The sequence below is a fragment of the Collimonas arenae genome, assembly GCF_000786695.1.
Lineage (GTDB): Bacteria > Pseudomonadota > Gammaproteobacteria > Burkholderiales > Burkholderiaceae_D > Collimonas > Collimonas arenae_A.
This window is the reverse complement of the sequence record NZ_CP009962.1, coordinates 5,403,628-5,421,206: the sequence shown is the minus strand read 5'-3', so window position 1 is coordinate 5,421,206 and position 17,579 is coordinate 5,403,628. Positions and strand designations below refer to the sequence as shown.

Annotated in this window: 17 protein-coding genes; 9 read left to right on the top strand and 8 right to left on the bottom strand. The window is 59.7% G+C overall.

Translation table 11 applies throughout. The features are described from left to right. The first annotated feature begins 20 nt into the window (after positions 1–20). Genes LT85_RS23995 through LT85_RS23975 form a run of 5 tightly spaced genes read left to right on the top strand, consistent with a single transcriptional unit; the run spans position 21 to position 5,314 of the window. A complete protein-coding gene (locus LT85_RS23995; protein WP_038494106.1) occupies positions 21–2,051 on the top strand; it encodes an acetyl/propionyl/methylcrotonyl-CoA carboxylase subunit alpha in 2,031 nt (676 codons plus the stop codon). 19 nt (positions 2,052–2,070) lie between these two features. Then, the gene (locus LT85_RS23990; RefSeq protein WP_038494103.1) at positions 2,071–3,012 is read left to right on the top strand and encodes a 2-hydroxyacid dehydrogenase; all 942 of its coding nucleotides are present in this window, start codon (positions 2,071–2,073) and stop codon (positions 3,010–3,012) included. A gap of 16 nt (positions 3,013–3,028) precedes the next feature. Further along, positions 3,029–3,940 carry a hydroxymethylglutaryl-CoA lyase gene (locus tag LT85_RS23985; RefSeq protein ID WP_038494101.1) on the top strand — a complete coding sequence of 304 codons (912 nt, stop codon included), beginning with the start codon at positions 3,029–3,031 and terminating at the stop codon, positions 3,938–3,940. Positions 3,941–3,989: 49 nt separating this feature from the next. Next, entirely contained in the window at positions 3,990–4,775 is a 786-nt protein-coding gene (locus LT85_RS23980; RefSeq protein WP_038494097.1) for a basic amino acid ABC transporter substrate-binding protein, read from the top strand. A gap of 56 nt (positions 4,776–4,831) precedes the next feature. Then, entirely contained in the window at positions 4,832–5,314 is a 483-nt protein-coding gene (locus tag LT85_RS23975) for a YbaK/EbsC family protein (protein ID WP_038494090.1), read from the top strand. Positions 5,315–5,339: 25 nt separating this feature from the next. On the opposite strand, the gene creD is transcribed toward LT85_RS23975, so the two are convergent. The 3 genes from creD to creB form a co-directional block, all read right to left on the bottom strand. Further along, positions 5,340–6,662, bottom strand: a complete 1,323-nt coding sequence (creD, locus tag LT85_RS23970) for a cell envelope integrity protein CreD (RefSeq protein ID WP_038494087.1) — start codon at positions 6,660–6,662, stop codon at positions 5,340–5,342. Positions 6,663–6,811: 149 nt separating this feature from the next. After that, entirely contained in the window at positions 6,812–8,263 is a 1,452-nt protein-coding gene (creC, locus tag LT85_RS23965; RefSeq protein ID WP_038494085.1) for a two-component system sensor histidine kinase CreC, read from the bottom strand. Next, positions 8,260–8,958 (bottom strand): two-component system response regulator CreB, encoded by a 699-nt coding sequence (gene creB / locus LT85_RS23960; RefSeq protein WP_038494082.1) that lies wholly within the window; start codon positions 8,956–8,958, stop codon positions 8,260–8,262. The genes creC and creB overlap by 4 nt, the downstream gene beginning before the upstream one ends. Positions 8,959–9,051: 93 nt before the next feature. On the opposite strand from creB, the gene LT85_RS27270 reads away from it, so the two are divergent. The 3 genes from LT85_RS27270 to LT85_RS23945 all read left to right on the top strand — a co-directional run bounded on the left by LT85_RS27270 (position 9,052) and on the right by LT85_RS23945 (position 11,297). Next, positions 9,052–9,306 carry a DUF1289 domain-containing protein gene (locus tag LT85_RS27270; RefSeq protein ID WP_253273617.1) on the top strand — a complete coding sequence of 85 codons (255 nt, stop codon included), beginning with the start codon at positions 9,052–9,054 and terminating at the stop codon, positions 9,304–9,306. Beyond that, positions 9,303–10,223, top strand: a complete 921-nt coding sequence (locus LT85_RS23950) for an MBL fold metallo-hydrolase (RefSeq protein WP_038494077.1) — start codon at positions 9,303–9,305, stop codon at positions 10,221–10,223. Before LT85_RS27270 ends, LT85_RS23950 begins: the two co-directional genes overlap by 4 nt. 114 nt (positions 10,224–10,337) lie before the next feature. After that, positions 10,338–11,297, top strand: coding sequence for an NAD(P)H-dependent flavin oxidoreductase (locus LT85_RS23945; protein WP_038494075.1), 960 nt, complete (start codon positions 10,338–10,340; stop codon positions 11,295–11,297). 30 nt (positions 11,298–11,327) lie between these two features. Here the strand turns inward: LT85_RS23945 and LT85_RS23940 are convergent, their stop codons facing one another. From LT85_RS23940 to LT85_RS23920, 5 genes are all read right to left on the bottom strand, one after another. Beyond that, positions 11,328–12,056, bottom strand: a complete 729-nt coding sequence (locus LT85_RS23940; RefSeq protein ID WP_052135432.1) for an alpha/beta fold hydrolase — start codon at positions 12,054–12,056, stop codon at positions 11,328–11,330. Continuing rightward, the gene (locus tag LT85_RS26830) at positions 12,056–12,829 is read right to left on the bottom strand and encodes an META and DUF4377 domain-containing protein (protein ID WP_052135431.1); all 774 of its coding nucleotides are present in this window, start codon (positions 12,827–12,829) and stop codon (positions 12,056–12,058) included. The genes LT85_RS23940 and LT85_RS26830 overlap by 1 nt, the downstream gene beginning before the upstream one ends. A gap of 60 nt (positions 12,830–12,889) precedes the next feature. After that, positions 12,890–14,041: an MFS transporter gene (locus LT85_RS23930; RefSeq protein ID WP_052135430.1), complete on the bottom strand. Its 1,152-nt coding sequence runs from the start codon at positions 14,039–14,041 to the stop codon at positions 12,890–12,892. 104 nt (positions 14,042–14,145) lie between these two features. Beyond that, positions 14,146–15,234, bottom strand: a complete 1,089-nt coding sequence (hisC, locus tag LT85_RS23925; protein WP_038494072.1) for a histidinol-phosphate transaminase — start codon at positions 15,232–15,234, stop codon at positions 14,146–14,148. Positions 15,235–15,351: 117 nt separating this feature from the next. Beyond that, positions 15,352–16,356: a proline dehydrogenase family protein gene (locus LT85_RS23920; RefSeq protein WP_052135429.1), complete on the bottom strand. Its 1,005-nt coding sequence runs from the start codon at positions 16,354–16,356 to the stop codon at positions 15,352–15,354. A gap of 213 nt (positions 16,357–16,569) precedes the next feature. Between LT85_RS23920 and LT85_RS23915 the strand changes: the two genes are divergently transcribed. After that, positions 16,570–17,421 carry a mechanosensitive ion channel family protein gene (locus tag LT85_RS23915; RefSeq protein WP_081992666.1) on the top strand — a complete coding sequence of 284 codons (852 nt, stop codon included), beginning with the start codon at positions 16,570–16,572 and terminating at the stop codon, positions 17,419–17,421. Positions 17,422–17,579 lie beyond the last annotated feature (158 nt).

Here is a 17,579-nt window from a genome sequence, read left to right as displayed (position 1 = left end):
ATCTAAAAGGGGGAGACCGCATGTTTACCAAGATTCTGATCGCCAATCGCGGCGAGATCGCTTGTCGCGTGGCGGCTACCGCACGGCGCATGGGTATCAAGACCGTGGCTGTGTATTCGGATGCGGATGCCGGCGCCAAGCATGTCGCGGTATGCGACGAGGCAGTGCTGATCGGGCCGCCGGCAGCCAAGGAAAGTTATCTGCGCGCCGACAAGATCATTGAAGTGGCCCTGGCGACAGGCGCGCAGGCAATTCATCCCGGCTATGGCTTTCTGTCTGAGAACGCCCAGTTTGCGCAGGCTTGCGCCAAGGCTGGCCTGGTATTCATCGGCCCGCCGGCCAGCGCGATTTCGGCGATGGGCTCGAAGTCGGCCGCCAAGGAATTGATGGAAAAAGCCAAGGTGCCGCTGGTGCCGGGTTATCACGGTGAAAACCAGGATGCCGAATTCCTGCAGGTGGAAGCCGACAAGATCACCTATCCGGTGTTGCTGAAAGCCAGCGCCGGCGGCGGTGGCAAGGGGATGCGCATCGTCGAGCACAGCGCTGACTTCAAGGCGGCGCTGGCATCGTGCAAGCGTGAAGCGATCAACAGTTTCGGCGACGACAAGGTGCTGGTCGAACGCTATCTGACGCGTCCGCGTCATATCGAGATTCAGGTGTTTGCCGATACCCAGGGCGATTGCGTTTACTTGTTCGAGCGCGATTGCTCGGTGCAGCGCCGCCATCAAAAGGTGCTGGAAGAAGCGCCGGCCCCGGGAATGACCGCACAACGCCGGCGCGCCATGGGCGAAGCGGCCGTAGCTGCGGCCAAGGCAGTTGGCTATGTCGGCGCCGGTACGGTGGAATTCATCGCCGATTATTCAAACGGCGAGGACGGATCTTTCTATTTCATGGAAATGAATACGCGCTTGCAAGTCGAGCATCCGGTAACTGAAATGATCACCGGTCTTGATCTGGTCGAATGGCAGTTGCGTGTGGCGTCGGGCCAGCCGCTGCCGCTGAAGCAGGAGCAGCTGACGCTGAGCGGCCATGCGCTTGAAGCGCGGATCTATGCGGAAAATCCGGACAAGGGATTCTTGCCGTCGATAGGCACCTTGCGCCATTTGCATACGCCGGCAGCGAGCGCTTTCGAAGTCAGCCAGTCCAGCGCCAGCATCGTGCGGATCGATTCCGGCGTGCGCGAAGGCGACGCCATTTCTCCGTTCTACGACCCGATGATCGCCAAGCTGATCGTCTGGGGCCAGGACCGTGAGCAAGCACTGGCGGCAATGGCGAAGGCTTTGGCGGAATATCAGATTGTTGGCCTGGCCAGCAACGTCAAATTTCTGCAGCGCCTGATTGGCAGCAAAGCATTTTCCGAAGCAGATCTGGACACCGGCCTGATCGAGCGTAATCATGACGCGCTGTTTCCCGCCGCTGCACCGGTGGCGATCGAAGTGCTGGCGCTGGCCGCTGCATCGCTGTTGCTGTCGGAACGCAATGCGGTGCATAACGCCGGTAGCGATCCCTGGACCAGCACCGATGGCTGGCGTTTGAATGGTAACCTGCAGCGCCGGCTGGCGTTTGTCGATGGCGACAAAGCCGAGTCTTTGGATGTGATGTATGAAACCGGACGCTGGTTGCTGCACCATGAGCAACTGCAAGGCCAGAATTTCCGCCAGATGACGGTGCTGCATCAAACCGGCAACGCAATTGAAATCAGTCTGGGCGACCGTACCGTGGCCGGCACCGTGGTGCGTGAAGGTGAACAGTTCCATGTGTTCCATGCGGGCAGCCAGCATACGGTGGGCTACATCGATCCGCTGCTGCATGCCGGCGACGCCGAAGCAGAGGGCGGTCGCCTGACTGCGCCTATGCCAGGAAAAATCGTCGCGCTGTTGGTAACGCAAGGCGAGCAAGTTAAAAAAGGCGCGCCATTGCTGATCATGGAAGCGATGAAAATGGAGCACACCATCGCTGCGCCAGCGGATGGCCTGGTCGAAGAATTGTTGTATGTGGTGGGCGATCAGGTAAGCGAATCGGCGCAACTGCTGGTATTCAAGCCTGATTAAGCCCGTTGAGGATCAAACTGTGAAACTCCTGTGTTACGTACCGCCTGGCAGCGATTTCGAAAACTGGATCGCTGACTTCAGCAAAGCCCTGCCAGAAGCGGAAGTCCGCTTCTGGCAGGAAGGCGATAACGCCCCGGCCGATTACGCCCTGGTCTGGCGTCCACCCGCAGCCATGCTGCAAGGACGTCGCGATCTCAAAGCGATTTTCAACCTGGGCGCAGGTGTCGACGCCATCTTGAAACTGGGCGACGCGCTGCCAGCCGGCGTGCCGCTGATCCGCATCGAGGACGGCGGCATGGCGATCCAGATGGCCAGCTATGTGACGCACGCCGTACTCGGCTATTTTGGCCGCTATGACATTTACCGGCAGCAGGCCGCGCGCCGCGAATGGCGGCCGTTGCCGGAGCCGGACAAGCGCGCATTCAGCGTCGGCATTCTCGGCCTTGGCGTGCTCGGATCGCGGATCGCTGCGGCGCTGGCGCATTTCGATTTTCCCGTGAATGGCTGGAGCCGCACTCCCAAGGATTTTCCTGGCGTGCGCAATTTTGTCGGCGACGACGCGCTCGACGGTTTCTTGCGGGCTTCACGTGTGCTGGTCTGCATCTTGCCATTGACCGACGCCACGCGCGGCATCGTCAATCGGGAAAACCTGCTGAAATTGCAGAAAGGCGCGGAAGGCGCATACTTGATCAACGTTGCACGCGGCGGACACGTCGTCGAGGCCGATTTGCTGGCGCTGATCAAGGAGGGGCAGATTGCAGCGGCAACGCTGGATGTATTCGAGCAAGAGCCGCTACCGCCGAATCATCCCTTCTGGCAGGAGCCGCGCATCAGTATCACGCCGCATATTTCAGCCATCACTGTCGACGAAGATTCAGTACAGCAGATCAGCGCCAAGATACAACTGCTGGAACAAGGAAAAGCGGTGAGCGGCACTATCGATCGTAGTAACGGTTACTAAGAGTAAGAGGCAGAGCATGACATTCCCAAGTAAAGTGAAAATCGTTGAAGTTGGTCCACGCGACGGCTTGCAGAACGAAAAGGAAACCATCCCGGCCGAGGTCAAGATCGCATTGGTCGACCAGCTCACGCAAGCCGGTTTCGCCAACATCGAGGCAGCTTCGTTTGTGTCGCCGAAATGGGTGCCGCAGATGGCTACCTCGACTGAAGTGATGGCGGCCATCCAGCGCAAGCCGGGCGTAATTTATTCCGCACTGGTACCCAACATGAAAGGACTGGAAGCCGCATTGGCGGCCGGCGCCGACGAGATGGTGATCTTTGGCGCGGCCTCGGAGGCTTTCTCGCAAAAAAATATCAATTGTTCGATTGCTGAATCGATCGAGCGTTTCCGCGACGTTGCGACGCTGGCCAAGCAAGAAGGCAAGCGCCTGCGCGGCAGCATCAGCTGCGTGTTCGGCTGTCCTTACCAGGGCGAAGTCGGCATCGATTCGGTGGTCGATGTGCTGCACCGTTTGCGTGACCTCGGCTGCGACGAAATCGACATTGCCGATACCATCGGCGTCGCCACGCCGAACAAGGTCCACGCGGTGATGCAACGGCTGGTGCAGGAATTCCCGATCGACCGCCTGTCCGGACATTTCCACGATACCTACGGCCAGGCGTTGGCGAACATCTACGCCAGCCTGGAAGTCGGCATTTCGATTTATCATTCGTCGGTTGCGGGTCTGGGCGGCTGTCCGTACGCCAAGGGTGCGACAGGCAACGTAGCGTCTGAGGACGTGCTGTATCTGATGCAGGGGCTCGGGATTGAAACCGGCATCGACCTCGACAAGGTGGTTGACGCCGGCCAGTTCATCTCGCGTCATCTGGGTCGTAAGTCCGCCAGCCATGCCGGCAATGCAATTGCGGCCAAGCGGGCTGCCAGCTAACAAGTAACCGGGCTACCGCCCGGATTATCAATAGAAAAGCGGAAAATTCATGAAACTTACTTTTGTCAAAACAACCCTGTTGGCCCTATTGGTCGCGACTGGACTCAGCGCCTGCGGCAAACATGAGGAGGCGCCTGCCGCCAGCGCAGCGGTGAAAGAATATGTGGTCGGCACCGGCGCTACCTATGCACCATTCGAGTATGAGAACGAACACAAGGAACTGGTCGGCTTCGACATCGACGTGATGAAGGCAGTTGCGGCAAAGGAAGGTATCCAGGTCAAGTTCGTCAACACACCTTTCGACGGCATTTTCACTGCGCTGGCGCAGGGTGACCGCGACATCATCATTTCCGGCCTGACGATTACCGAGAAACGCAAACAGACCGTCGATTTTTCGGATCCTTATTTCGAAGCCGGCCAGGTAATCGTGGTGCCGAACGATTCCAAGATCCTGAAAATTACCGATCTCAAGCCGCTCAAGGTTGGCGTCCTGCAAGGTTCCACCGGCGACGACATGATGCAGAAGCTGGCAGGCGACAACAACGAAAACATCAAGCGTTTTGAATCCAGCCCGCTGGCTCTGAAAGAGCTGGAAACCGGCGGCGTCAGCGCGGTGATCGCCGACAAGGGCGCAGTCGCGCATTACCTGTCCAACAACCAGGTCAAGGGTCTGCGGATGGTGACGGACGACAATTTCCCAAAAGAGTATTTCGGTATCGCCGTACAAAAGGGCAATGCCGCGTTGCTGGGGAAGATCAACCAGGGTCTGGCCGCTATCAAGGCTGACGGCAGTTACGACAAGTTGCACGCGCAGTATTTTGACGCCGCCAAGTAAGGGACAGCTGCGACGCCTTGCGTGATCCGCATTTTTTTGAACGAGATGAGCATCGTATGGATAAATTACCGGAAAGCGCGCAGCGCGTTGCCGATCTGCTGACGACTATCGGCCATGACAAGCCTGTCGTGATGTTGCCGGAAACCGGCAAGACTTCCGCCGAAGCTGCTGCCGGGCTTGGCTGCAGCGTGGCTGAAATCGCCAAGTCGATCGTGTTCCGGCGGCTGTCCGATGACGCCGCCGTGATGGTGGTCGCCAGCGGCAGCAATCGCGTCGATGAAAACAAGGTCGCCGCCATCGTCGGTCCGCTGGGCAAGGCCGACGCCCGCTTCGTCAAGGAGCGTATCGGTTACGCAATTGGCGGCGTGTGTCCGATCGGCCACGTCGGCAAGACCGTGATGCTGATCGATGAAGATTTGCTGCAACTGACCAATGTCTGGGCGGCAGCCGGGCATCCGCACGCCGTGTTCAACCTGACGCCGAAGCAGCTGGTGACGATGACTGCGGCGCCGGTGGCGGATGTCGCGCTGCGGGCCTGACGGTAATCAGGCCCACGCCCCAGATTTAATCTGCCTGCGGCGTTTTGATTACAGCGGTTTGATACCAGTCGATTTTGCGGGTAACGATCATTATCACAGCCAGAATCACGAACAGCATCAGGCTGCCCAGCATCAGTGCATTGTCTTCTGAAATCAGCAAACCGTACAAGGTGCCGTATAACATGGTCAGCATGGCGCCAAAGCCGAGGCCGCGGCCTATGCTGCGCAGCACCTGGCTCAGGTAGAAGGTCAGCAAGCTGATGCAGGCGGCGCTGGCGGCCAGATAAGCCTGCCAGAAGGGGATATGCTCAGACAGACTGACCAGTATCAGGAAAAAGATCGCCAGCCCGAGCCCTACCAGCAGATACTGGATCGGATGGATAGGTAGCTGCTTGATCATTTCAAAAATGAAGAATCCGACGAAAGTCAGCAGCACGAACAGCAAGCCGTACTTGGTTGCACGATCAGCCTGCGAGTAGATATTCACCGGTTCGGCCAGCTGGATATCCAGGCTTTCAATCCCCGTCTTGTCATCGCTGCGCAATTGGCGCTGGGCATTGGAGGCCAGAGAGGAAACTTCCCATACGGCGCGGAAACCTTGCTCCGAGATGCTGCGGGAGCGCGGCAAAAAGCTGCCGCCGAATTGCGGATGCGGCCAGCTGGAAGAGAGCTCGAAGCGATTGTTGTCGCCAATCGGCGTAATCGCCAGGCTCTCGGTGCCGGCTACGGTCATGGCAAGCGACACGTCGATGCTGCCGTTCTCCACCAGGCCAGACTGCGGCAAAGCCGCATGCATGCCTTTACCCAAGCCGCCCGCGCCTTGCTCCAGCGCCAGTGCCTGGCCGCTTATTTTCAATAGTGGCGAACCAAGCAAGCCGCGGACATCGCTGATGCCGATGGCCAGGTAGGGATGCGACAAGGTGATCTGATCCGCCGCCAGTTGCGCTGCCGACGGCAATTGATAGTCGATGCGGCCGTTGAAGCTGCTTTGCAACTCATACACGTGCACTTTGTGCAAACCCCGATAGCGCTCGCCCGGCAGCAGCTCGCCCTGCATCTGCAGGTCTTTCGGGAAAAACAGGTACTGACGGTTTTCGTTGCGGCTGCGGAAGGTTTTCTTGCCCTCGGCATCCTGCGCCACTTCGTCGATCTTGATCTTGTACGGCACTACCAACACAGGTCCGGTGATGGTCTGTCCACCGGCATAGCTGGCGGCGATCGATGCAATCGCATCTTGCCGGTGCTGCTGGCGGTCTTGCACGGTATCGCGGATCAGGCCCAGTGGAATCAGGATCAGCAGCGTCAGGATGAAAATGGCCAATAATTTGAATAGCAAGGGTCGGTTCATGGTCTCTCTCGGTGGGTTCATCGTGACGCACGGTCACGTTGCACTCAGTGTAAGAAAGGGATGTGAATCGATGACGGCGGCATTGCGGGGTTGCTGTGGCGATAATGTGAAGCGAGTGTGAAGTTGAATCTGATTTGGCTTAGAGGCAGTTATGCAGGCTCGGCCGGCAGCGTCAGCTGAGCCTCGGCGCCGCCTTCGCTGCGGTTATGCAAGCTGATCTGGCCGTGATGCAGTTGCGCTACCTGTTGTACGAAGCAGAGGCCGAGGCCGGTGCTCTTTTCACTGCTGCCTGGTCGCGGCAGGGAGTAAAAACGCTCAAATACGCGCGTCAGTGCATAGGACGGTATGCCGGGGCCGTTATCCAGTACCGATAGCTTGACGGTTCCAGCCACCGAGAAATCCGTCTTGAGCGTGATCTCGCTGCCTGCAGGTGAAAAATCAATCGCGTTCTCCAGCAGGTTGATCAGCGCTTGCCGTAACAAGAAAACCTCGCCTCGTATCTTCGGCCGCACTTTTGGTCCCAGCTGCGACCGGCCTATGTGCACCGTCAGGGATGCTTGCCGCAGGCGTGGTTCAAGCAATTCGAGCACTTCATCCAGCAAACCGCCGAGATCCACCGTGACCACATTTTCCAGCGTCTGCCGGTGCTCGATGGCCGCCAGCGCCAGCATTTTTTCTATCAGTTCCGCCAGCCGCTGCGACTGGCTGCGGATGTTGTGCGCGAAGCGGCGGCGCTGGGTATCCGGCAAATCTTCATCGAGCAGTTCGGCCGCGCCCTGGATCGCCGCCAGCGGGCTTTTCATTTCATGCGTCAGGCTATGGATATAGTGCTCGACATACTGCTTGCCCTCCAGCTTTTGCCGCATCGATTCAAGCGCCTGGCCCAGCTCGACGATTTCGCTGGCGCCTTTGGCTGGCGGCTGCGCACGTTCGCCGGCGGTCACGGCGCGTGCGTAGCGCTGCAATGCGCCCAGCGAGCGGCTGATCCACAAGGTGACGGCGAGCCCCACGGCCAGCGACAGGAACAGCAGCAAACCACCCCAGCGCAGGATGGTCCGCTCGCTTTGCGAGATTGCCGGCTGCAGGGTGTTGTTGGGCTTGGCGACGGTGAGCACGCCAATCATCTTGCCGTCGTCGATGATCGGCGCGGCCACATGCATCACGGTGCTGCGCTCGTCGCTGTCGACGTCGCGCGTAGAGCGCACGCCGTAGCTGCCTTGCAAGGTCAGGTAGACGTCGTTGCGGCGAGAATAATCCTGGCCCACCGCGCGGCCGGTGGAGTCGAACAGCACGATGCCTTTGAGGTCGGTGACATAGATGCGGTAATCCAGCGTGGTCTTGCGAAAACTCCAGATCTTGGCGTTGATGTCGCGATGCGCATATTCGCGCACGCGGCTGGCGAAGTTGCCGTCGGCGATGCGGTTTTGCTTCATGTCGTCGGCGGCCAGTTCGGCCAGGATATTGGCGGTATCGACCAGCGTATCCTCCATCGCCTGGCGTACTGCCGGCTTTACTTCAGCCAGGAACACGCGCTGGATGAAGACCCCGGCCAGGCCGACGATCAGGAAGTAGCCGAGCAGGATGCGGATGCCGAGTTTCATGGGGTGGCAAGTTCCAGCGAATAGCCGAGGCCGCGATGGGTATGGATGGGATCGGCTGCGGGCGTGACTGCTTTCAATTTGATGCGCAAGGTTTTGACATGGGTATCGACCGTGCGGTCGGTGCTGTCGGGTGCATCGCGCCAGATCGAATCCATCAGCTGGTTACGGGTAAAGATGCCGCCCGGCCGGCTCAGCAGCATCTTCAGCAGCAGGTATTCGTAACGCGTCAGTTGCAGGGTCTGGCCGGCGTAGCGTATGCGCATGCCGATCTGGTCCACTTCAAAAGCGCCCAGCGCGCTTGCTGCCGGGGCGCTGGCGTCGGCGGCAGGCGCCTGGCCCAGCCGCCGCAGCACGACCCGGATGCGCGCCGCCAGTTCGCGTGGCGAGAACGGCTTGACCATGTAATCGTCGGCGCCGATTTCCAGGCCGATCAGGCGATCGATCTCGCTGCCGCGCGCAGTCAGGAAGATCACCGGCAGCGAGGAAAATTTGCGCAGCTCCCGGCAGACATCGAAGCCGCTCATGTCAGGCAGGCCGACATCCAGCACAGCCAGGTCGAATCGGCCTGCGCGTGCTTGTTGCAAGGCTGCGCTGCCGAGCAGGCAGTGATGGACCTGGATGCCTTCGCTGTTGAGCGCGTAGACGATCGTGTCGGCAATCGCGCTTTCGTCTTCGGCCAGTAGAATATTCAGCATGCAGATGGTCGTTATGGAGGAATGGGATGTCGCTTATTATATGGATAAGCGACACAAATAAGCGACACAATCAACAGCATAATCAGAGACATAGTGAAAAACCCGTACCTTAAGCCCATCATTGCGTTGCCGCCAGCAAAGAGCGATGACGCTGCTGCTCCGGCTCCTGATTGCAGCGCTTCGCCTTGCATCAATATCTGCGTGATGAATGCAGAGAACGCCTTGTGCGACGGTTGCCAGCGCACGCTGGATGAAATTGTGTTGTGGGGCAGCGCCAGCGATGCGCAAAAGCGGGCGATCTGGCAACGCATTTTGCAACGACGCCTGCAGATGGGCATGGCGCCATGAGCGCGCTCTCGTTGCCGCCGACGATGCGGGTGCTGGAACGCGGCTGGCTATCCTCCAACAACATCTTGTTTCTAAGCAGCGGGCAAACCGCGCTGATCGACAGCGGTTACGTCACCCATGCGGCGCAGACCCTGGCGCTGGTGGCGCACAGCTTGCAAGGGCGGCCGCTGGACCGTTTGCTGAACACCCATCTGCATTCCGATCATTGCGGCGGCAATGCCGCCTTGCAGCAGGCTTACGGTTGCCGCACGTCGATTCCGGCGGGACAGGCAGAGCAAGTACGTAGTTGGGATAGTGCCGCGCTGAGCTATCACGGCACAGGGCAGCAATGCGCGCCTTTCGGTTTCGACGATACCCTGCAGGCTGGCGATCAGCTGACGCTGGGCGACATGGAGTGGCAGGTGCTGGCGGCAGCGGGTCACGATCCGCATTCGCTGATTTTCTACTGTCCGGAGCATGGCATCCTGGTTTCTGCCGATGCCTTGTGGGAAAACGGCTTCGGCGTGATTTTCCCGGAGCTTGACGACGATTCCGGCAGCGGTTTTGCCGAGGCGCAGGCGACGCTGGAACTGATCGCCACATTGGACGTGCGCCTGGTGATTCCAGGTCATGGCAGTCCGTTCACCGGCGTCGGCGTTGCGCTTGACAGTGCATTTTCACGACTTGCCTATCTGGCCGCCGATCCGCAGCGCAATGCCAGGAACGCGATCAAGGTCTTGCTCAAATTCCTGCTGCTGGAACGACAACAGATCAGGCTGGCGGATGTTCCGCACATGCTGGCTGGCTTGCCCTTGGTCGCGGCCGCCAACCGGCTTTACCTGCAACGCAGCGAGGCGGATCTGGCAGAATGGACAGTCGGCCAATTGTTGCGTGCCGGTGCGGCGGAAGTACGCGACGGGTATTTGTTAAATCGATAATAAAGCAGTGCGGCCGACTGTCTGGTTTAGAGGACAAAATCTAGCACGATCGTACTTTTTGTCCAGGGCTTCCCCCTATAATCAGCTACTCCACTCCCAATTCAAGAGGTTGTTATGGCACTGCCAGCTGCGTTGCAAAACCTGAGCCTTCCTGTCATCGGCTCGCCTATGTTTATCGCCAGCGGTCCGGCCCTGGTGGCCGCGCAATGCAAGGCGGGCATCGTCGGTTCGTTCCCGGCGCTGAACGCCCGGCCGGCGGAATTGCTGGATGTCTGGCTGACCGACCTGCAAGCCGAACTCACCGCCTATCAAGCCGAACATCCGGACGCCAAGGTCGGACCGATCGCGGTCAACCAGATCGTCCATCAGTCGAACGACCGCCTGGCGCATGACGTCGCCGTCTGCGTCAAACACAAAGTCCCGATCATCATCTCCAGCCTGCGCGCGCCGCCGCCGGAAATGATGGACGCGATCCACGGGTACGGCGGCATCGTGCTGCATGATGTGATCTCGATCCGCCATGCGCAAAAGGCGCTGGAAGCCGGCGTCGACGGTTTGATCCTGGTAGCGGCTGGCGCCGGCGGCCACGCCGGACCGTTGTCGCCGTTTGCGCTGGTGGGTGAGGTGCGCAAGTTCTTCAAGGGCGTGATCGCCTTGTCGGGCGCGATCGCCACCGGCGATGCGATCCTGGCGGCGCAAGCCATGGGCGCGGACTTTGCCTACATCGGTTCACGCTGGCTGGCGACCAAGGAAGCGCATGTTGATGACGCTTATCGTCAGGCAATCGTGGAGTCGACCGCAGCTGACGTGGTGTACACCAACCTGTTCACCGGCGTACACGGCAACTACCTGAAAAAATCCATCGTCAATGCAGGTCTCGATCCGGACAATCTGCCGGAAGCGGATAAATCGAAGATGAATTTCGGTTCCGGCGGCACCGGCGCCAAAGCCTGGCGCGATATCTGGGGCGCGGGCCAGGGCGTCGGCCTGATGGATGACGTGCCCAGTGTGGCGCAGATGGTGGATCGTCTGCAGACCGAATACCAGGCGGCTCGCAAGCGCCTGGCCCTGTAGGAGTCTGACGGCGGAACGGATTACGCTATGTCAGCGCTGATCTGCGCCGGCAATCCAGTCCGCCAATATCTGCATCAGTTCCGCTGGTTTTTCCAGCGGCGTCATGTGCCCGCAGTTTTCGATGGTCACCATATGGGCGGTGGGAATCTGGTCCAGCATCTGCTGAGCTTCGGCGATACTGCTGAGCTGGTCGTTGCTGCTGGCGACGATTAGCGTCGGGCATTGGATCTTTTGCAGTTCGGCGTAACCGTCGCTGCGCAAGGCTGACAGCTGGCGGATGAAAACTTCCTTGCCGTTGCGCAGCGCCATTGCCTGCAAGCGGTCCAGCAGCCTGCGGTCATGGGCCAGGTCCGGATGCAACGAAGAGGCCAGGGCGCGGCTGGTCAAGCCTTTGAACGGCACCTGTTTCGCCAGCTCCAGCTGTACCTTGTTACCGGCGATTTCACGCGGATTCTGCTGGCGCGCCGAGGTATTCAGCAGCGCCAGCGCGATCACCCGCTCAGGCGCCTGCTGCATGATGGCCTGCGCCACATAGCCGCCCATCGAAAAGCCTATCAGGACGAATCGCGGCGGCGCTTGTTGCAGCACCCGCGTCGCCATGGCGCTGATTGAATCGTCCTGGCCAAGATCGCCGAAGTGCAACTGGCCCAGTTGCTGCAGGCCGTCGCGCATGTCGTCCCACAAGGTCTGGTCCAGCATGAAGCCAGGCAGCAGCAACAGCTGCCGCTGGTCGTTGTTGTTGATTGCGGTCGATGCCATTATTTCTTGATGATTTCCTGTTCCACGATCATGTCGAGAGTCCATTTGATCGAGCTGGCGTCGGCCGGCGGATTGACGACAGGCTCTTCCAGAATGCGCAGGCGATAGGCGATGCCGGGCTCAAATTTGAAGCCTTCGATATTGCCGTACCAAAGTTGCCAAGGGTCTTCCTTGCGTTCACGGATCTGCAGGCAGGTGGTGCGCATCACGCCGGCGCTGCAAGGCAATTTTTCGGAAGCGACATAGATGAACTTGATTTTGGCTGCGGCGCTCGGTTTTTCGCGCGCGTAGAAACTGAGCGTCTGGCCATCCAGGGTGTGCATTTCCAGCACCGGGCCGGCGATCTTGTAATTGTTGACTGCTTGCAGCTTGTCGAGGAAATCGGCCTCGAACTGCATCGCTGGCGCAGGACAGGCCATGCGGGTCGCCGCCGCCTGGACGATGCTCAACTGTCCCGGCGCACGCACCGAGTAAGGCGCTGAAAACCGGTTGCAGCCGGCGCGGCCGCTGACGCGTCCCTGGCCGTTCTGCGTATCGAAATTCAAGATCACGGGTTCACCGTTATCGCCGTGTGGCACGGTATGGCCGGTCCAGTTGGTCAGCTCCCAGCGCGATGCAGACAACACCGGGTCACTGTTTGTTACCGGCGTCGCCGGTGTCGATGGTGTCGACGGTGTACCGGCACAGGCGGCCAGAGTAACGCCGACGGCGGCGCTCATCGCCAGGCTGCGCAATACGGAACGCGACAAAGAAGAGGTTAAGGCTAGCGTCATATGGACTCCAGGAATAAGGTGGGCGTACAAACGCAAGGGCCTATTTTAACGTAATGTCATTTATTCAAGCCATTTGGCGCGACTAGCCGCCAGCGCCACCGCTGCGCACAGTACACCGACCATGGACAGCGCTGCTGTCAGCCCGAAGCCATGGGCGATAAAGCCGATGGCGGGCGGTCCGATCAGGCCGCCGGTATATCCCATGGTGGTGACGCCGGCCAACGCCGTTGGACCGTGACGGCCTGCGGCGCTGAAGAGGAAAGGAAACACAGTGGCGACGCCAACGCCGGTCAGTGCGAAACCGGTAATGGCAAGCGGAATCTCGTTGGCCACCAAGGCGATCAGCATGCCGATGCCGGCCGCGACTGCGCCACCGGCAACTATGCGGCGGGCACCGAAGGTTTCCTTCAGTCTGTCGCCGACCAGCCGAGTCAACAGCATCATGCCCGAAAAAAAGGCGAAAGCCAGCGGCGCGGCGCCATCGCTGGCGAGTAGTTGGTCTTTCAGGTAAACCCCGCTCCAGTCGGCCACCGAACCTTCCACGATAGCGCCGCCGAAAGCCACTACGCCAAGAGCAATCAAGGGGCCATGGGGCATCGCAAAATGCTTTTTGCCGGCGATGTATTGCGGCCGGTCGTTAGGCAAGCTGCGATAGCACAGGCGCAGTGGAACCAGAGCGCATACGGCGATCGCACAAAAATGCAGCAAGGGACCCACGCCCAGGCCGGCGATGGCGCTGCCGAGCAAGGCGCCGGACAGCGTGCCGACGCAATACCAGGCATGCAGCTGCGACATGATCGACCGGCCGGCGGCTTTTTCCGCCTCAGCGCCAAGCGTGTTGATCGCGACATTGAAGCAGCTGGAGCAGACGCCGAGACAGAGCATGACGAGCATCAGTACCGGCAGATTGGGCGCCAGCGCCAGGCACGGAATGGTCAGCAGCAAGACGACGCCGACATACCAGCAGGCGCGGCGCGCACCATAGTGACCTACCAGCCAGGCGGCCAGCGGGAATGAACTGACGGCGCCGATGCCGCCGCCCAGTAAGAACAGGCTGAGGCTGGCAGGATCCAGATGCAGATGATCGCGCAGCGCCGGGATGCGCGAAACCCAGCTGGCGAAAATCACACCCACCAGCAGGAACAGTAGCGGCAGCGCCGCCTGGCGCATGCGCGTATGGGCGGCTAGAGGTGGCGCGATTGAGTTGGACATGGAGTGATGAAAAAACACGGCCGATGATCGAAAATAGCAGCGGATCAGCCGTGCAGATGATGAAACCGGTGCGACCGGAGAAATCCGGCCGCACCGGCGCAGGATCAGAAATCGGCAGGCAGTGTTTTCAGATGCAATTGCAAAGCATCCAGCAAGGCCTGGCAAGCGTCATCGGTGCCGACCGTAATGCGCAAGAATTGGGCAATCCGGGCGCTGCTGAAATGGCGCACGATGATGCCGTCGCCGCGCAAGGTGGCCGCCAGCTTGGCGGCGTCGTGGCGCGGATGACGGGCGAAGACGAAGTTGGCGGCCGATGGCAGCACTTCAAAGCCGAGCGCTGCCAGTCCTGCCACCATCTGCTCACGGCTGGCCATCACTGCCAGGCGTGTCCGGTCGAAATGCGTCTGGTCCTTGATCGAAGCAGTGGCGCCGGCAATCGCCATGCGATCCAGCGGATAGGAATTGAAGCTGTTCTTGACGCGCTCAAGCGCCGTGATCAGGTCTGGATGGCCAATCGCAAAGCCGACCCGTAAGCCGGCTAGCGAACGCGACTTCGAGAAGGTCTGCACCACCAGCAGATTGGGATAGCGCGCCACCAGCGGGATCGCGCTGTCGCCGCCGAAATCGACATAAGCTTCATCGACGATCACCACGCAGTCAGGCTGTCCCGCCACCAGTCGTTCGACTTCGGACAGGGGTAACAGGCAGCCGGTAGGCGCATTCGGATTCGGGAAAATGATGCCGCCTGCAGCGGTGTTCAGGTAATCGTCGACGCGTACGGTGAAGTCGGCGGCCAGCGGCACGGTACGGTGCGCTACCTGGTACAAACCGCAATAGGTCGGGTAAAAGCTGTAGCTGATGTCCGGGAACAGGATGGCTTCTTCATGTTGCAGCAAAGCCTGGAATGCATGCGCCAGCACTTCATCGGAGCCGTTGCCGACAAACACATGGGCGGTAGTGATGCCGTGCTTAGCATTTTGTTCAGCCAGGGCGCCTTTCAGCGCAGCGGCTTCCGGGTCGGGGTACAGGCGCAGGCTGTCGTCAGCTTCGGCGGCAATCGCGGCCAGCGCCAGCGGCGACGGTCCGTACGGATTTTCATTGGTGTTGAGCTTGACCAGCTTGCTCAGCTTGGGTTGTTCGCCGGGGGTGTAAGGCGTCAGGCGGCTGACGATGGGACTCCAGAATTTGCTCATGGTGATGGCTGAATGCAGTGGCTAAAGAACGTCGGTGGAAGCTGCGCCATGCGTTCAAGGCATGGCGAATCAGCCATATGGTAGCAAACCCGGCGGCGTCAGGCTGGCTTTGCCGGTTTACAGGTGTTGCGCCTCGCCGGGGCCATTCACGACGTCGATCAGAGCCTGGAACAGCCGTGGCGGATCTTCGGCAATCCGGTGGCAGACGTACATGAACCATTCCCGGCCGTAGACGATGTACTGTCGCGTGGCGAAACCCAGGTCGCGCATCTGCGCCGCCGGCGCTGCACCGAGCCCGAGCAGGGTCTCGAATTCGATATGGTCCGTCGCCAGGCCTTGCTCCCGGATGAAGGCATGCGCCCATTCCAGTTGCTGGCGGTCCTGGGTGCCGATCGAGCAGGCGTGGCCACTTGCCAGCAGCGTTTGTGCGTGCTGGCGGTAGGCGGCGTTCAGGCCTTCGCTCACGCGCGGGTGAGCCAGGGTTTCTGGTTCATCGTAAGCGCCCTTGACCAGGCGGATCTTGCCCGGGCGCTGCAATGCGCTTTGCAGATCGGCGCCGGTGCGCAAGCGGCGCGCTTGCAAGGTGATGCCTACGTGGTCAAACTGGCGGCACAATTCGGTGTGTGTGGCGAGGATGGCGTCGGTACGTTCCGAGCCTTCCATGCTGATGATGACTTCGCGTCCGATGGCGCGCGCAGCCACGGCAATCCTGGCGGCGTTGGCGATGCCCAGTGCGGGATCGACCGCCAGCCCGATATGCGACAGATCAAGCGAAATCGTGCAGTTCAGCGTGTGCGCATGGATGGCGGCGACCAGGTCCAGGAAGTGTGTCGTCTCGATCTCTGCCTTGGCTTCGTCGCGCGTGCTTTCTCCCATATAGTCGGCGGTAGCGGCATGGCCCTGCGCATTCACTTGCTTGATCGTACGAATACATTCCGGCAAAGTGCTGCCGCCTATATAGCGTTCGGCGGCGCGTTTGAAAATGCCGGAAAGGAGCGGATCGTTTTCTATACGTTCCTTGAGATGCTCGTCGCGCGCGATTTTTCGCAAGGCATCTGCGGCCAGCAAAGGCAGGGCTTCAGACGTTGTCTGCGCGCCAAATGAACTTGTCGGTGTCACCATTGTGTATTTTCCTTCGGGAACTATAAGGGATGGTCGAGCCTCATCCTATTGGAATCAATCCGGATGACTGGTTGTCCGAGTATAGAGGAAAGGCCTTCGCGGCGAATTCTGCGCTGGCGGTCCAGGGCGTTATCCGGGAGACAACTGGTACCATAGAGGGTTAAATTTGCGAACCCGGTTCGCGCACATTCATACAAGCAACAGGAGCTGTCCTTGAACATACAAGCCGTCACCCAACTGAGTTCCATGTGGAGCTTTCTTCTTGAATCATCCTTGCATTACGGCTTGAACGCCGTACTCGCTATTTTTACGCTGGCCATCGGTTGGTGGCTATCGTCGCGTTTCGCCAATGCGCTCGACCGTGTCATGATCCGCGCCAGCCTCGACGCCACCTTGCGTCCGGTGCTGCGCAGCGTGCTGCTGTGGGTGGTGCGGCTGGTGACGCTGGTCGCCGTACTGGGACAATTCGGGGTGCAGACCGCCAGTATCGTCGCCATCCTCGGCGCTGCCGGCCTGGCCATCGGCCTGGCCTTGCAGGGCACTTTGCAAAATATCGCAGCTGGCATGATGCTGCTGTTCTTGCGGCCGTTCCAGGTTAGCGAATACATATCCAACGGCAGCATTGAAGGCACGGTCGATGAAATCGGCCTGTTTGCCACCAAGCTGACCAAGGCTGACGGCATCTGCCTGTTCGTGCCGAATAACCAATTGTGGAACAGCGCGTTGACCAACTACAGCCGCAACAATACGCGTCGCATCGACATGCCGATTAGCATCAACTTCAAGGATAATCCAGCGGTCGCGATCGCCGCCTTGGAAAAACTGTTGCTGGCGGACGAACGGATCCTGGCAACGCCGGCGCCGCTGGTGGTAGTGACCGATTACGCCGAGAGCGCTGTGATGCTGAACATGCGCGGCTGGACCACTACCTCCGAATACTGGGCGGTGCGCTGGTCGCTGGCACAAAACGTGCAAGCTGCTTTGACGGCAGTGAATTGTTCGATTCCGTTTCCTACGCGTGAGTTGGTGGTCACGCATGAGGCGCAAACCAGGATTGCCGGTTAAGCGCAGCGAAGCCGGATGCTGGCAAGATGTTCTTTTTGATCATAGAATTGCCGGTCTGCCACGTCTATAACGATTATGCATAAATCTATGCATAGTTGGCATAGGGTGCTTGCTGGCTTTCCGTTAGAGTTTCGCTGCGCGACGGCACATTGCTGTAT

Coding starts and splice junctions, on each gene's coding strand:
- LT85_RS23995 (WP_038494106.1), top strand. CDS start 21: ATGTTTACCAAGATTCTGATCGCCAATCGCGGCGAGATCGCTTGTCGC.
- LT85_RS23985 (WP_038494101.1), top strand. CDS start 3,029: ATGACATTCCCAAGTAAAGTGAAAATCGTTGAAGTTGGTCCACGCGAC.
- LT85_RS23980 (WP_038494097.1), top strand. CDS start 3,990: ATGAAACTTACTTTTGTCAAAACAACCCTGTTGGCCCTATTGGTCGCG.
- LT85_RS23975 (WP_038494090.1), top strand. CDS start 4,832: ATGGATAAATTACCGGAAAGCGCGCAGCGCGTTGCCGATCTGCTGACG.
- creD (WP_038494087.1), bottom strand. CDS start 6,662: ATGAACCGACCCTTGCTATTCAAATTATTGGCCATTTTCATCCTGACG.
- creC (WP_038494085.1), bottom strand. CDS start 8,263: ATGAAACTCGGCATCCGCATCCTGCTCGGCTACTTCCTGATCGTCGGC.
- creB (WP_038494082.1), bottom strand. CDS start 8,958: ATGCTGAATATTCTACTGGCCGAAGACGAAAGCGCGATTGCCGACACG.
- LT85_RS23950 (WP_038494077.1), top strand. CDS start 9,303: ATGAGCGCGCTCTCGTTGCCGCCGACGATGCGGGTGCTGGAACGCGGC.
- LT85_RS23945 (WP_038494075.1), top strand. CDS start 10,338: ATGGCACTGCCAGCTGCGTTGCAAAACCTGAGCCTTCCTGTCATCGGC.
- LT85_RS23940 (WP_052135432.1), bottom strand. CDS start 12,056: ATGGCATCGACCGCAATCAACAACAACGACCAGCGGCAGCTGTTGCTG.
- LT85_RS26830 (WP_052135431.1), bottom strand. CDS start 12,829: ATGACGCTAGCCTTAACCTCTTCTTTGTCGCGTTCCGTATTGCGCAGC.
- LT85_RS23930 (WP_052135430.1), bottom strand. CDS start 14,041: ATGTCCAACTCAATCGCGCCACCTCTAGCCGCCCATACGCGCATGCGC.
- hisC (WP_038494072.1), bottom strand. CDS start 15,234: ATGAGCAAATTCTGGAGTCCCATCGTCAGCCGCCTGACGCCTTACACC.
- LT85_RS23920 (WP_052135429.1), bottom strand. CDS start 16,356: ATGGTGACACCGACAAGTTCATTTGGCGCGCAGACAACGTCTGAAGCC.